This is a genomic window from Pseudomonas alkylphenolica, assembly GCF_016009175.1.
Lineage (GTDB): Bacteria > Pseudomonadota > Gammaproteobacteria > Pseudomonadales > Pseudomonadaceae > Aquipseudomonas > Aquipseudomonas alkylphenolica_B.
In genome coordinates this window covers 74093-87357 of record NZ_JADUCM010000010.1, presented here as the reverse complement: position 1 = coordinate 87357, position 13265 = coordinate 74093, and the positions used below count along the sequence as shown (strand labels likewise).

Below are 13265 nucleotides of genomic sequence, written 5' to 3'. Positions count from 1 at the left end.
AGGCTCAACGCAAGCGCGAACGAATCCGCTGACACACGTCGAGCACTTGCTGCACCTGACTCTCCTCAAGCTCGATCTTGCACGCCATGTTGTTGAACACTTTGGCGGCTTCCGCTTTGAGTGCGCGCCCTTTGTCCGTCAGCAACACATTGCGCCGACGGCGATCTTCCGGGTCAAGGTAGACCGTGATAAAGCCGTTATTGGCCAGACGCCTGACGATCGGAGTCAGTGTGCCGAGGTCGAACAGGGTCAGTTCGCTCAAGGTGCTGATCGACACATCGTCCTTGTTCCATAGCCCCGCCATCACCAGCAACTGGGGATAGGTGATGCCCTGCTGCTTCAACGGCTCGGCATAGTCACGAACCATGGCGTTGGCGGTCGCATACAGCGAAAAGCACAGCATCTTGTCAAAATCAAAGGTCGGGTCAAGCATGCCCGCCTCCCCTGATCCGAAGCATCAGCTGCAACATGGTTTCTTTTTTGGTGTGCAAGGGCAGGTAACTCATTTTGAATTCGCAATTGTCGTTGTAATCACCGCCGGTCAATAGCGGTTGGCCACAGCACCGTGTGCACTCAAGGTGCGCAGCACATACCGTGGTACTCGTTATTCTGGGCAACTATACGCAGGCCGGCGATGCACATCGCGCTGCGCTCGGCCACCAGCTGACCGGTGGTATCCGGCGGCCACTACGCCTGCCTTATCGCTGCAGAATGCGCTCACCTGTGTACTCCATTACTCAATGAATGAACATTCTCGCGCCCCTGGCTTGCCCCAAGCGCTGCGTTAAGCTGCTCGATCAACCCCGGTGCCGGGGTATCCAGATGAAAATGATGACCCCCTTCGTACCAGCGTACGCGGGCGTCCAGGGGCAAGGCGGCTTTTCTTTTATCGAACCCGGGGCCGGCAAACAGCCCTTGAAGCCCGAGCAACAGATACAACGGGCAGGTGATCTGCTGCAAAAACTCACAGGCTTGCTGTTCGGTCAGAGGCAGTAGCTCGGGCAGCACCAGACGCGGGTCATGACGCCAGCGATAACCATGCCCCAGGTTGATCAGGTCACGCAGAGCCAGCAAGCGTGCGCCCTCTTCACTCAAGCTGCCACCAATGCCGTTGCGTCGCTCGTTGACGGCAGCTTCCAGACTGCTGAACTGGGCATACTCGGGCCCGCTGAAGCCATGCATCCGCGTGCGCAATGCCAGACGCAGCAGGCGCTGAGACTTTCGCAAATGCTCGACAGTATTGCCTTGTGCCAGGGTAAAGGGCGCGCCCATGCCGTCGAGGAACACCATGCGGTCGATATTGCGGTTCATCGCAGCAAGAATCGAAGCGACCCCCGTCCCCATCGAATGGGCCAGTACTGCAAAGCGCTTCCAGCCCAGGCATTCGACCAGGGCGTTCATGTCGTCGGCATGCTCCCACAGGTAATAGCCACTGTCGGCACGGCGGTGATCCGAGCGCCCATGCCCGGCAAGGTCCGGGGCCACCACAAAGCAATCGCGCAGCAACGGTGCAATGCGCTCGAACGACGCAGCATTGTCGAGCCAGCCATGCAGTGCCAGCACCGGGTACCCATCTTCATTGCCCCACGTCCGCAACGCGAAGTGAATGCCGTTAACGTCCAGTGACTGGTCACGTCCCTTGTGTCCCGGGTTCATACCATTACCTCCTTTTAGCACCCTGACATGGCCTTGGCATTCATCCGACCAGCGCCACCTGTGCGTTACGCGCCAACTGCTGCAAGCGTTGCAGGTCGACCTTGCCGTTGGCGGTGCGCGGCAAACTGTTTTCAATACTGATCGACAGCGGCACCTTGTGTGCCTCCAGGCCCTGACGGCAACGCTCAAGCAGCTGTTCGGCGCTCAGCGATGCGCCCTGCCCCAGAGAGATGAATGCACACAACCCTTCGCCCACCGTCGCATGCTCGATTCCGACCACAGCAGCAGCCTCGACCCCCTCAATGCTGTAGAGAAAGCCCTCCACTTCGCTAGGGCTGACCTTCATCCCGCGGGACTTGATCATGTGGTCCATGCGACCGCGAAAGTACAGGTAGCCATCTTCGTCAAGGCTGCAGTAATCACCGGTATAGAGCACACTTTCGCCCGGGTAGCGCCCCGGCTTGAGCGCCAGTGCGGTGGCGGTCGGGTTGCGCCAGTAGCCGGCCATGACCGTGGCGCCTCGGATCACCAGCTGGCCCACGTGATGAGGCTGGTCGATGCGGCGGTCCTGCTCGTCAACCAGCCACAACTCGGTATTGGGAATGGCAATGCCGACACTGCCGGGTTTGCTGTCGATGTCTTCCGGTGGCAAATAGGTGCAGCGTTTGCACTCGGTCAGGCCGTACATGGAAAAAATCTGCGCCTGGGGAAACAACGCCTTCATCTGGCCAATGTGGGCGGGCTTGAGCGCTGCCCCGGTATTGGTGACCATACGCACATCGGTGAACACCGCGCCACGCTTATGTGCATACTCATGCAGCAACATCAGCATGGTCGGTACAAACGGAATCACCGTGATCTGGTACTGACGGATCTTGCGAATCAGAAACAGCGGCCAGGTGAACTCTTTCTCCAGCACCAGCGTGGCCCCGGCGTTGATGGCCATGATCATCTGGTACAGACCGTAGTCAAACGACAGCGGCAACGAACACAGCACGTTGTCGGCATCGTTGTATTGCAGGTAGGTATGCAGTGACCCCAGCGCTGCGAGCATGTTGCGGTGCGTCAACATCACTCCCTTCGGCGAGCCGGTGGAGCCTGAGGTGTAGATGATCGCTGCCAGGTCCAGGTCAAGATTGCCACACGGCAATGGCACCCCGGCACCCTGCCCGAGCAGGCTTTCGAAGGTTTGCGCAGCAGCCGAGCCGGCTTCACCATCTAGCAGCACGATAAGCCTGAGGTGCTCCACTTCATCAGCACTCACCGACAGCGTGGCGATTTTCTCGCTGGTGGTGATCAGCACCGACGCTTCAGCATCGCGCACGATATAGTCGAGCGTGTCTGGCGGAGTGTCCAACCCGACGTTGACCACCACACCGCCCGCCTTGAGGATGCCCCAGAACGCGCAGACCGTTTCCACCCGGTTGCCCAGGCATACCACCACCCGTTCCTGACGCAGCAGGCCGTTTACCTGCAAACCTGCCGCCAGTCGCGAACTGGCGTCATCGAGTTGCGCATAGGTGTAGGTTTCATCGGCGTAGATGATCGCGGGCTTGTCGGGGTGCAAACCGTTGCGGGTTTCCAGCACATCCTGCAACAGCACTTCAGACGCGTTCATGGTGCACCTCGACAGCCTCCGTGGATTGACGCACAGCCTGAGGCTGGCGATGTGCATCGATATAGCCCGCCAGGCTTGCAACCGTGTTGAAGTGACCCGGGGTAATGGTGTCCGGGTTTACAAAAAAACCTTCCAGTTCGTCTTCCAGGCTGATCAGCAGCTCCATGGAGGTCAGTGAATCAAGCCCCAGGTCGTCGCGCAGGCGCGAGTCGGCATCGACCACCGTATCTGCGGAGAGATTCAGCACCACCCGCAAAATGTCGCTCAACTGGCGCTGGGTGGCCACCTGCGCAGCCGCTGCAGCTCCGGCAACCGTGCCGGCACCGAGCATGGCCTCAAGGGAAACGTCGGCATGACTGTCGCGGATCTCCAGCGCCGTCTGCCGCGCCCGCACCAGAAACAGCTGGTCATGGCTGACCAGCACTTCGGCCGGGTGGCCATGGCTGTGAAACAGCGTCGGTGATGCCGAAGGGCCATAAGCCCCGGATGCCGTCACCGCGAGCAGGTCGCCTTCTTCCAGGGTCTCGATCTGCACGTCGCGGCCCAACAGGTCATCCGGCGTACAGAGCGGGCCGGAGATATGGTATTCGCGCAACGGCGCGCCGCTGTTGCCGCTCACCTTGAGGATGCAGAAGTTGCGCTTGAGAACCTGGCCGCTGCCTGCTGCGGCGCCATGACAATGGGTACCGCCATCGGTGACCGCGAACGTCTTGCCGTGGTTGTCTTTGATCGTGTCGACGGTGACCAGCAGCGAGCCGCACTTGCCGGCAATGAATCGCCCCGACTCGAGGATGATGCGGGTGCGTGGAAATTGCTGGTGAAATGCGCTGAACAGCGGCGTAAGCAGCGCTTTTAGCTGCACGGTGTCCAGCTCTTTTTCGTTCTCGTAATATTTGATGCCCAGGCCGCCACCGACATCGACCATGCGCATGTCCAGTTGATAGCGCTGGGACAACGTGCGGAACAGGTCGAGAATGTACGCCGCGTTGTCGTAGACCGACTGGGCATCGAGGATCTTGGTGCCGTTATAAACGTGGATGCCCTTGACCCTGATGTTGGGCAGCGCCACGTACTCGGCGAAATTGGCGACGGCGGTGTCTTCCTGGATACCGAAGTGCGTGGGCCGCCCGCCCATCTTCCAGGGCGAGCCTGCGGCCGAAAAATTCGGGTTGATGCGAATTGCCACCGGTGCGTCGCAGCCCAGCTCCCCAGCCAGGGCAGACAACTTGCGCAACTCGCTTTCCGATTCGACGACAATGGCAAATACGCCGACTTCCAGCGCCCGGCGGTGCTCTTCAGGCTTTTTATAAGGGCCCAGAAAGATGATGTCCTGCGCCGGAACCCCGGCCTTCAGGGCAATTTCCAGCTCGCCCAGCGAACACACTTCGGTGTTGCCGCCGTAGGAACGGATCAACTTCACCAGGGACAGATTGGGGTTGACCTTCAACGCATAGAAGATGTCTACGCAGTCCGGCAACGCATTGCGCAATTCGTTGAAACTGCTGCGCAGTACGGCTTCATCGTAGAGGTAGGTCGGTGTCCCGAACGTCGCCTTTGCCTGGAGGACCAGCGCTTTAGAAAGCTTCATCTGTTGCTCCCTTGATTCTTATAGTGGCCCGCCCAGCCAGTGCTCCCGGCCCCGGCGTGTAAGCGCTTTCGTACACGCGCCCTAGCGGATTGGCTTCAACGTTGGTTGCACATCACTGACACGAGCTTTGCGTTTTAACCTATTACTTTGTGCGCAAAGTTTATGCGAATTTTGCTAGCGTGGCCAAGGTGATGTCAAGGTAATTCCACCGACAACGTCATGGCAGAAATCAAGGCAATTTAGCCATTTTGAGGAAAAACAGCGTGTTTTCGGCGCAGACTTGCCGTGCCAGTGGGGATCATTCCCAATTAATACAGGGCGTTATCTGACCCGGCACACTGTGCAGTGAGAAGGACTGTTTTCTGGCACTGCGGCGTGCTGCAGATCACTTCATCCTGGCGCAGGCTTCACGCAGCAGCTTGTCGCGGTACCAGGGTGACCCAGTAACGGCTGCGTGATTGCACCGCCACCGGCAGGTTGTGAACCAGTTCGGCGAGAATCCGGTCGGTATCAGCCAACTGGAATGTACCGGTCACCGTCAGCGACTCCAGTGCCGGGGCCCACCGCAACATGCCGGGACGATAACGCGAAATTTCCCGCAAGAAGTCCGCCAACGGCAAGTTATCTACGCTGAGTACACCGTCACGCCAGTCCGGTTTGTGGGGATCGAAGCGGCCCATGTAACCGCTACCATCGGGATACAAGGTCAATTGGTCACCGTACTGCAGCGTCAGTGCCATGCCTTGCTCGGGGCGTACCTGCACCGAGCCATACAGCACCGATATGCGACAGGTATCAGCTTCGCGGCGCAAACACACTTGAGCCTGGCCGATGGTGACGCGGCCCAGGCCAAAGTCCGCTTCAATTGGCTGGGCACGGCTGACACTCAGGGCGATTTCACCCTGGATCAGCGTCAGGCGGTGACGGGCCATGTTCAGGTCGGCGGCCGTGTCGGTGTTGAGCTGCAACACACTGCCATCCACCAGGCGTATGCCGCGCCGCTCCCCCACCGCCGTGTTAAGGTCTGCTTGCCACCCGGCCAGCGGCGAATACGGGCTGAACAGCCAGCCTGCCGGCACCAGCGCAGCCAGGGCAAGACCGCCCTGAAGCAGGTCGCGGCGGCCGGTTCGGGGGCGATCCGGGCTAGCCACAGGCAAGGGCGAAAAGGGGAATGGCTCGGGTCATCTCAACGCACCTGTACGGGCAATGGAATCAAACGAGAGTGATTCTATTTAATCACCGTGTACAAACCAAGTGCGCAAGATCAACGAACAGCGCTAACGCGCGGCTACAAGGCAATATCCAGCGCCTTGCGCAGGTCCGCACCGCGGCCATCGGATGCCGCGCTGACCAAGGCGTAGTTGTAGTCACCTCGCGACCAATAACGTGCCTGCAACTGCCCATCTACGCGCTCGCCACTGGGCATGCGCGCAAAGTGTTCGCCCGGTGAGCGCAGAAACAGGCTGACCCGCTGCCCCTGGGCATCCTCGAACACCAGCAATGCGGCTGGCCCTTGTTCATTACTCAGCAACCGCGCGCCCAGCGGCGTGAAGCCATAGGCAGAGAGGTCCGGCAGGTTGCCGACATGTCGAAAATGTTGCCCCAGCCAGGCTTGCAGGCGCTGCGGATCACGGGCACTGAGGTCAAGCGCAGTGGCGTCGGCGAACAGCCGATGTGCCTGGAGCGCGTCGGCCATTGGCAAATTGCTGGCCAGCAGGCTCGCCTCCCGCGCCTGCCAGCCGCCAAGGCCGCCGACTCCCAACGTAATCAACAGCACGGCAGCGTTCGCCCACTGGCGCTGGCGACGTCGACGCAGGTCACGGCGAATGTGGGCCGGGTCCAGCTGCGGGCTGGCCGTTTGCCCGGCAAGTCCAGACAACGCCGCACGCAACTGCCTGGCGTCGTGCTGCCAACCCTCTACGCGCAGGGCCTGGTCCGGGTTGGCTGCCAGGTACCGCGCGACCGCGCGACGGCGCTCCGGGTCCAGGCGCTCGTCGACATAGGCATGCAGCTCATCTTCAGACGGGATCAACTCACTCATTTCAACCTCCGCAACGCCGGGGACGCAACAGCGCCCTCGGCCAGCGCACGCAACGCGGTACGCGCCCGTGACAAACGCGACATCACCGTACCTATTGGCACCCCCAACGCCTGAGCGGCTTCCTGGTAACTCAGCCCCTCGACACTGATCAACAGCAACAACGCCCGCTGCTCAGCGGGCAGCCGGTCGAAGGCGGCCAGCCCGGACCGGGCCATGACGATATCCTCGGTGGCATCGCCCGTCTCCTCGCCCCTGCCAAACCAGGCCAGCCAGCGGGCATGACGGCGCTCCCGGCGCTTGCCGTCGATAAACTGCCGGTACAGGATCGAAAACAGCCAGGCCCGCAGGCTGTCTTGCTCGCGTTGCTGGGCACGACGGCTGAGGGCGCGTTCGATCGTGGCCTGGACCAGGTCATCGGCACTGCTGGCCTCGCGCGTGAGCGACAAAGCAAAACGGCGCAGGCGCTCGATCAGGGCGCGTAATTGGTCATCATCGAGGTCGTTCATTGCCAGGATCTTGGCCTTCAGGCGATCAGTGTACGAGGCAGACGCTGCAGACAAAAATTTATTCCAGAGCGCTGGAATAAAAATTTGGCTGCAGCGTCATACCGGCTCATTCACTGACCTGGATCGTCGCCATGAGCACTCCGTTACACGGTCTCCCCCGGGCCCTGCGCCTGGCTGCAATCGGCCTGGTCCTGGCCGCCCTGGCGGCGGGCTTCGCCTACGCCGCAGGCTGGATCGGCAGCGCCGCCCTCACCCCCAGACGCATCATCGACACCTTCGAAAACCAGGCCGGACACTTCCCCGGCTACCGTAAGAATCACGCCAAAGGCCTGTGTGTGAGCGGCTACTTTCTTAGCAACGGCCAGGCCGAGCCACTGTCCCGGGCGCGGGTGTTCAGCCAGGCACAGGTGCCGGTGATCGGCCGCTTCGCCATCGGCGGAGCCAACCCACACAGCGCCGACACCAGCGTGCCGGTGCGCAGCCTGGCGCTGCAACTGAGCAGCGATGACGGCGACGTCTGGCGCACCGGCATGAACACCCCGCCTGTGCTGGCCGTCAGCACCCCGGAAGCCTTTTACCAGCAAGTACTGGCCATGACCCCGGACCCCGCCACCGGCAAGCCCGCCCCCGCGCGCATTCAGGCATTCTTCGCCGCCCCCCCGGAAAGCGCCGCCTTTCGCCAATGGGCCAAGGACTACAAAGCGCCGGACAGCTTTGCCAACTCCAGCTACAACAGCATCAATGCCTTTGCCTTGGTCAATAAAGCCGGCAACCGCCAGTACGTACGCTGGAGCCTGATGCCGGAAACGCCGTTCGTCGCCCTGCCGGCCCCGGTAGACGACCCGCTATACCTGCAGCACGACCTGCAGAAGCGCCTGAGCCAAGGCCCGCTGCGCTGGAACTTGCGCCTCACCCTGGCAGCCGCTGACGACCCCGTCGACGACCCGAGCCAGCCCTGGCCTGCAGAGCGCCGCACGGTTGATGCCGGCACCCTGGTCATCAACCACGTCGATGCTCCCGAACAAGGTGCTTGCCGCGACCTCAACTTCGACCCGCTGATCCTGCCCAGCGGCATCGAGCCCTCCGCCGATCCGATCCTGGCCGCCCGCTCGGCCGCCTATTCGGAGTCGTTCAACCGCCGCAGCCGCGAAGCGGCCCAATTGGGAGCACGCCCATGAAGCCCGCACCTGTTGCCTTTCATCCCCTTGCGCGCCTGCTGCACTGGTTAATGGCGGTACTGATCATCGCCATGCTGTTTGTCGGGGTGAGCATGATCGCCGACCTGTCGCCACGTCATACCCTGCAGATCAGTGCTCACAAGGCGATCGGCCTGGCGTTGCTGCTGCTGGTGCTGGTACGCATCATCCTGCGCCTGACGCTGCCTCACCCACCCTTGCCCGCCGACCTGCCGCCCCTGCAACGCCTGGCCGCTGGCGCCTCGCACCTGCTGCTGTATGCCTTGATGCTGGCCATGCCGCTGATTGGCTGGGGCATGCTCTCGGCCGGTGGTTACCCCCTGCCGCTGCAACTGCCCGCGCTGCTGCCGCATGATTTGCAGCTATATGCTGTGTTGCGCCGGGCCCATGGCTGGCTGGCCTATCTGCTGTTCGCAACCGTGCTGGTGCATTTGGGTGCAGCGCTGGTGCATGCGCTGATACGCCGTGATGGCGTATTACGCAGCATGTGGCCTGGCCCGATCCGGCGCCAACCATCGGAAGCCAAAGAGTAAGGCGGACCGCTAAAGCGTTGCAGAATGTGCTTTAATGCTTCGCCAAAAATTTTTGACTTATAAGGCGGCTATGGACACGGGGACACGACTCAAACTGGTGCGTGAACGCAACAAACTCTCCCAGCGGGAGCTGGCCCGCCGTAGTGGGCTGACTAACTCGACGATTTCCCAGATCGAGCAGAATCGCGTCAGCCCCTCGGTCAGTTCCCTGAAAAAGCTGCTTGAAGGCATTCCCATGTCCCTGGCGGAGTTCTTCAGCTTCGACGAGCCGATCCGCGAAGAACGTTTCGTGTTCCGCTCGACCGAACAGCCAGACCTGGGTAACAGCGGTCTGCGCATGCTGCTGGTCGGCGCCAGCGTCGAAGGTCGGCAGATGCGTATGCTGCGCGAGCTCTATGCACCCGGTGCCGACTCGGGCGACGAGCCGATCGTGCACTCCGAAGGTGAAGAGTGCGGCTTGGTCACCCGCGGCACCATCGAGCTGCGGGTTGACGGCCAGGTCAGCATCCTCAACTCGGGTGACGGCTACTACTTTCCCACTACCCTGCCCCACAGTTTCAAGAACATTGGCCAGGATGAAGCAGAAATCATCAGCGCCAACACCCCGGCGAACTTCTAGCGCCAACCCCGGACACCCGCTTCACGACAAACGCGCCTGCCTCAGCAGGCGCGGTTTTTTGCGTTGGCGCTACATCCAGCCCAGCCAGTGCCACCAGGTTGCCGCAAACACCAGCATCAGCAGGTAACCCACCACGGTCACCAGAATGCCTACGCGCGCGAACTGCTTGGCGTTGAAGGTTTCGGTCCCCAGGCACACCATGTTCTGCGGCGCATTGATCGGCAGAATAAAGCCATAGCTGACCACGAAGCCCAAAGCCATAGTCATGCCCAGTCGACTGAAGTCACCCGGCAAGGTTTGCAACACGGCGATCAGGATCGGCAGCAGCGCCGAGGTCAGCGCCGTGGCACTGGCAAAGCCCAGGTGGATCAGGATCAGGAACGCCGCCAGGATCGAGAACACCCCCAGCGTGCCCAACTGATCCAGCCCGGTGTGGGCCACCACCTGCGCGCCCAGCCATTGCCCCGCCTGTGTGGTCAGCAAGGTTGTACCCAGGCTGATACCGACCCCGAAGACAATCACCGTGCCCCAGGGAATCCTCGCCTGCACGTCTTTCCAGGTCATCACCCCGATGCGCGGCATCAACAGGATCACCAGCCCGGCATAGGTGGTGGTAGTGGTGTCGAAGCGATGCAGCTTGCCCTCGGTGGCCCACGCCAGCAGCAACAGCACCGAGACAGCGAGCAGGCGTTTCTGCGCCCCGCTCATGGGCCCGAGTTCCGTCAGGGTCGCGCTCACGGCAGCCTTGCCGCCGGGAATGCTGTCGCTCTCAGGTGGTAGCAGCTTGAGCACGATGAAAATCAGCACCGCCGACATGATCACGGCCCAGGGCGCCCCGGCAATCAGCCAGTCGATCCACGACACCCGGGCGCCCAGCATTTTGTCCATGAAACCCACGGTCAGCAGGTTTTGCGCAGCTGCGGTCTGAATACCGATGTTCCAGATACTGGTGCCCTGCGCGACGATGATCATGATCCCGGCGGCGATATTGGAGCGCTTGTCGACGCCGAAAGCGGCTATCACCCCCATCATGATCGGCACGACACAGGCACTGCGGGCCGTGGCACTGGGTACCACGAGGCTGAGCAGGATGGTCACCGCCACGGCACCGAGCAAGATCCGCCGGGTGCTGACACCGATACTGTTCAGCGTGACCAGGGCGATACGTCGGTCCAGCCCGGTATGGGTCATGGCCGCCGCGATGAACAAGGCACCCACCACCAGCGCCAGGGCACTGTTGGAGAACCCGGTCAGCGCCAGGCTGATAGCTGCAGACGAACCGTAGGTCACCGAGGGGTCGGCCACTGTCGGCGCGGTACCAAGTAGAAAGGCCATCAGCGAGGTGATCATGATCGCACTCGCTTCGTAGGACACCGCCTCGGTGATCCACACCACCACCGCAAACGCCAGGATCGCCAGCACGCGGTGGCCGGCCACCGGCAGGTCTGGCGGCAGTGGCAACAGCAACACGCCGATCATGACGGCGACACCCACCCATAGCCCCAATGGAATTTTCACGCGGTTGGTTTGCGCTTCCGGTGCGTTTACCGATGAACTCATGAACATCTCCCTGCGGTGCATGTGGAGTGATGATCGACCACTTCCCGGGCGTAAGAACTGATACGCATCAACACAAGCAAAGCACGCATTGTCAGACAATATGTAGTGCCTAAAAAAAATCACTACAAAACCTGTTGACGCCGTTCATCGGTCCTTGCATGATGAGGCTGTCTCCCCGATCGGAGGCACTGGCAAGGGTGTTCCAGGCAGCTCGAAGGATCCAGGAGCTGTATGCGGATGGGTACTGCCCAAAAGGCAGCAGGTAAAAGCCCCCAGTTGTGACGCTGCTGTAGCAGCTGTATTTCAACGCTACATGACGTGCGCCGAGTTTTACTCAACTACGAATGGTCAAGGGGGCTTTATGATGAATCTGAACAATCAACCGACTGTTGACGAACTGGCCCGGCTGTTCGCCGCGCGCCGCGACACACTCGACAGCCACATTCTCTGGGTTTGCGAAGCGGGCGAAGTTCGCCTGGACAGCCTGGGGCCACTCACCGATGAAGCGCAGTTCGAGCAGCACACCCCGAACATGCGCGCCCGGTTGAAGATGTACCGTCGAGGCCAGGGCTATGTCGGCAAGAAAGCCGCCGCCGACACCCAGTACGTCGAGCGTGTACTGCAAACCCTGCAACACGAATGGGCAACGCTGCAAAACAAGCCCGGCGTCGCGGTAATCGACCGCCTCTGCTGAGTGCTTGAAACGCAAGCCGGTACCTTGTGACAACAAAACCCGATCCGCCAGGATCGGGTTTTTTCATTTCTGCCCTGCCCGTTTACACTAGCGCTTTCAGTCAAGGGTCAAGCCATGAACAGTCCAGCTTTCGGCACTGGCGATGCCTCCTACCAGGCAGCCGGCGGCATCGACGGCCTGCGTCGTCTGGTCGATGATTTCTACCGGTTGATGGATCAGTCCGAAGAAGCGCACGCGGTGCGTCAGATGCACCCGGCCAATCTTGAGCTTTCCCGGGACAAGCTGGCCTGTTTTCTAAGTGGCTGGCTTGGCGGCCCGTCGCTGTTCAGCGAGCGTTACGGTTCGATTGCCATTCCGGCCTTCCATGCGCGCTGGCCAATCGATGAATCCCACAGCGAAATCTGGCTGAACTGCATGGCGCAGGCCATTACCCTGCAAGGCTACTCACCCGCATTTGCCGACTACCTGTTGAGCCAGTTGCGCGTACCGGCCCAGCGCATTGTCCAGGCCAGCCGCAACCGCCACGCTCAGGCCTGACGCCGTAGCGGGGCCTCGGTCAGGGGAAAGTCACCCGTCAGCAGCGCCCTGGCGCGGTCGACGCCCCAGACCATCGCCCGGGTCATGGTTTCACCCGGACGGTTCTGGTAATACTCCTCCACCATCGCCTTGCCTGCACCTGAATACACCCCCAGGAACAGTTGCGTGGCGCCTGTACGTGACAGCCTGACCTGCACATCGATGCTGGTGCCGTCACTGAGTTGTTCGTCGTGGCTGCGGCTGTGCAGTTGCGCGTCCGCCCATTGCCAGTATATCTCTTCCCTGATGCGCATCATTACCCCCTGAATTGATAACAGCCGGACAAGTAACGCATACAAGTGCGATTCAGGCGAGCGCCCGCGTCGCAAGCGTTGAGCAAGGTCAAGCAATGCATAAAAAACCCCGCCTTTTGCGGCGGGGTGATGAGAACGGGTTCACTTTTTCACAGGAATCCTGGGCATGAATCGCCCCTTCTTGACGCGCTGCAGATGGCTTGGCCTGGCCTGGTCGGAGTCGTCCAGGGTCATGTGGGCAAAGCCCAGGCGGAACGCCGCCTGACCACACCGCACCTGACTGTTGATGGGAAATTCGTCGCCGTTGTCCTCAACGTAACCTTCACTCATGTCCTGGCTCCTGCTGATGTCAGGTCGGTACCGGCAACCAGCTGGATTGCCCAGACAAGCACCGACCAAGTGATTTTCAGACTAGCCGGTCATT

15 protein-coding genes are annotated in these 13265 nt (G+C 61.1%); 5 read left to right on the top strand and 10 right to left on the bottom strand.

Annotated elements, in window-relative coordinates; all coding sequences use genetic code 11:
* Nucleotides 1-4: 4 nt before the first annotated feature.
* The 7 genes from I5S59_RS11675 to I5S59_RS11645 all read right to left on the bottom strand — a co-directional run bounded on the left by I5S59_RS11675 (nt 5) and on the right by I5S59_RS11645 (nt 7409).
* A complete protein-coding gene (locus I5S59_RS11675; protein ID WP_197876734.1) occupies nt 5-433 on the bottom strand; it encodes a MarR family winged helix-turn-helix transcriptional regulator in 429 nt (142 codons plus the stop codon).
* 284 nt (nt 434-717) lie between these two features.
* On the bottom strand, nt 718-1656 hold the full coding sequence (locus I5S59_RS11670; protein ID WP_197876733.1) for an alpha/beta fold hydrolase: 939 nt from the start codon (nt 1654-1656) through the stop codon (nt 718-720).
* 40 nt (nt 1657-1696) lie between these two features.
* Nucleotides 1697-3274, bottom strand: coding sequence for a class I adenylate-forming enzyme family protein (locus tag I5S59_RS11665; RefSeq protein ID WP_197876732.1), 1578 nt, complete (start codon nt 3272-3274; stop codon nt 1697-1699).
* Entirely contained in the window at nt 3261-4862 is a 1602-nt protein-coding gene (locus I5S59_RS11660) for a phosphopantetheine-binding protein (RefSeq protein ID WP_197876731.1), read from the bottom strand. Before I5S59_RS11660 ends, I5S59_RS11665 begins: the two co-directional genes overlap by 14 nt.
* A 407-nt stretch (nt 4863-5269) precedes the next feature.
* A complete protein-coding gene (locus I5S59_RS11655) occupies nt 5270-6013 on the bottom strand; it encodes a FecR family protein (protein ID WP_197876730.1) in 744 nt (247 codons plus the stop codon).
* A 137-nt stretch (nt 6014-6150) separates the two neighbouring features.
* Complete coding sequence (locus I5S59_RS11650; protein ID WP_197876729.1) at nt 6151-6903, bottom strand: anti-sigma factor family protein; 753 nt, start codon at nt 6901-6903, stop codon at nt 6151-6153.
* On the bottom strand, nt 6900-7409 hold the full coding sequence (locus I5S59_RS11645; RefSeq protein WP_197876728.1) for a sigma-70 family RNA polymerase sigma factor: 510 nt from the start codon (nt 7407-7409) through the stop codon (nt 6900-6902). The genes I5S59_RS11650 and I5S59_RS11645 overlap by 4 nt, the downstream gene beginning before the upstream one ends.
* A 131-nt stretch (nt 7410-7540) precedes the next feature.
* Here I5S59_RS11645 and I5S59_RS11640 point away from each other — a divergent pair, with 131 nt between their 5' ends.
* From I5S59_RS11640 to I5S59_RS11630, 3 genes are all read left to right on the top strand, one after another.
* The gene (locus tag I5S59_RS11640; protein WP_197876727.1) at nt 7541-8587 is read left to right on the top strand and encodes a catalase family peroxidase; all 1047 of its coding nucleotides are present in this window, start codon (nt 7541-7543) and stop codon (nt 8585-8587) included.
* On the top strand, nt 8584-9138 hold the full coding sequence (locus I5S59_RS11635; protein WP_197876726.1) for a cytochrome b: 555 nt from the start codon (nt 8584-8586) through the stop codon (nt 9136-9138). Before I5S59_RS11640 ends, I5S59_RS11635 begins: the two co-directional genes overlap by 4 nt.
* A 70-nt stretch (nt 9139-9208) precedes the next feature.
* Entirely contained in the window at nt 9209-9757 is a 549-nt protein-coding gene (locus I5S59_RS11630) for a cupin domain-containing protein (protein WP_128325156.1), read from the top strand.
* A 69-nt stretch (nt 9758-9826) separates the two neighbouring features.
* Here I5S59_RS11630 and I5S59_RS11625 read toward each other — a convergent pair whose 3' ends face one another.
* Nucleotides 9827-11317 (bottom strand): DASS family sodium-coupled anion symporter, encoded by a 1491-nt coding sequence (locus I5S59_RS11625; RefSeq protein ID WP_197876725.1) that lies wholly within the window; start codon nt 11315-11317, stop codon nt 9827-9829.
* A 361-nt stretch (nt 11318-11678) separates the two neighbouring features.
* Here I5S59_RS11625 and I5S59_RS11620 point away from each other — a divergent pair, with 361 nt between their 5' ends.
* On the top strand, nt 11679-12011 hold the full coding sequence (locus tag I5S59_RS11620; protein WP_197876724.1) for a hypothetical protein: 333 nt from the start codon (nt 11679-11681) through the stop codon (nt 12009-12011).
* 114 nt (nt 12012-12125) lie between these two features.
* A complete protein-coding gene (locus tag I5S59_RS11615) occupies nt 12126-12548 on the top strand; it encodes a group II truncated hemoglobin (RefSeq protein WP_197876723.1) in 423 nt (140 codons plus the stop codon).
* Here the strand turns inward: I5S59_RS11615 and I5S59_RS11610 are convergent.
* Together I5S59_RS11610 and I5S59_RS11605 are read right to left on the bottom strand one after the other, a co-directional pair.
* On the bottom strand, nt 12539-12841 hold the full coding sequence (locus I5S59_RS11610) for a hypothetical protein (protein ID WP_197876722.1): 303 nt from the start codon (nt 12839-12841) through the stop codon (nt 12539-12541). The genes I5S59_RS11615 and I5S59_RS11610 overlap by 10 nt on opposite strands.
* A gap of 141 nt (nt 12842-12982) precedes the next feature.
* The gene (locus I5S59_RS11605; protein ID WP_197876721.1) at nt 12983-13171 is read right to left on the bottom strand and encodes a hypothetical protein; all 189 of its coding nucleotides are present in this window, start codon (nt 13169-13171) and stop codon (nt 12983-12985) included.
* Nucleotides 13172-13265 lie beyond the last annotated feature (94 nt).

What these genes read in the sequence shown, in the direction of transcription:
- I5S59_RS11635 (WP_197876726.1), top strand. Translation starts at nt 8,584, where the DNA reads ATGAAGCCCGCACCTGTTGCCTTTCATCCCCTTGCGCGCCTGCTGCAC.
- I5S59_RS11630 (WP_128325156.1), top strand. Translation starts at nt 9,209, where the DNA reads ATGGACACGGGGACACGACTCAAACTGGTGCGTGAACGCAACAAACTC.
- I5S59_RS11670 (WP_197876733.1), bottom strand. Translation starts at nt 1,656, where the DNA reads ATGAACCCGGGACACAAGGGACGTGACCAGTCACTGGACGTTAACGGC.
- I5S59_RS11605 (WP_197876721.1), bottom strand. Translation starts at nt 13,171, where the DNA reads ATGAGTGAAGGTTACGTTGAGGACAACGGCGACGAATTTCCCATCAAC.
- I5S59_RS11610 (WP_197876722.1), bottom strand. Translation starts at nt 12,841, where the DNA reads ATGCGCATCAGGGAAGAGATATACTGGCAATGGGCGGACGCGCAACTG.
- I5S59_RS11675 (WP_197876734.1), bottom strand. Translation starts at nt 433, where the DNA reads ATGCTTGACCCGACCTTTGATTTTGACAAGATGCTGTGCTTTTCGCTG.
- I5S59_RS11645 (WP_197876728.1), bottom strand. Translation starts at nt 7,409, where the DNA reads ATGAACGACCTCGATGATGACCAATTACGCGCCCTGATCGAGCGCCTG.
- I5S59_RS11665 (WP_197876732.1), bottom strand. Translation starts at nt 3,274, where the DNA reads ATGAACGCGTCTGAAGTGCTGTTGCAGGATGTGCTGGAAACCCGCAAC.
- I5S59_RS11660 (WP_197876731.1), bottom strand. Translation starts at nt 4,862, where the DNA reads ATGAAGCTTTCTAAAGCGCTGGTCCTCCAGGCAAAGGCGACGTTCGGG.
- I5S59_RS11625 (WP_197876725.1), bottom strand. Translation starts at nt 11,317, where the DNA reads ATGAGTTCATCGGTAAACGCACCGGAAGCGCAAACCAACCGCGTGAAA.
- I5S59_RS11650 (WP_197876729.1), bottom strand. Translation starts at nt 6,903, where the DNA reads ATGAGTGAGTTGATCCCGTCTGAAGATGAGCTGCATGCCTATGTCGAC.
- I5S59_RS11640 (WP_197876727.1), top strand. Translation starts at nt 7,541, where the DNA reads ATGAGCACTCCGTTACACGGTCTCCCCCGGGCCCTGCGCCTGGCTGCA.
- I5S59_RS11620 (WP_197876724.1), top strand. Translation starts at nt 11,679, where the DNA reads ATGATGAATCTGAACAATCAACCGACTGTTGACGAACTGGCCCGGCTG.
- I5S59_RS11615 (WP_197876723.1), top strand. Translation starts at nt 12,126, where the DNA reads ATGAACAGTCCAGCTTTCGGCACTGGCGATGCCTCCTACCAGGCAGCC.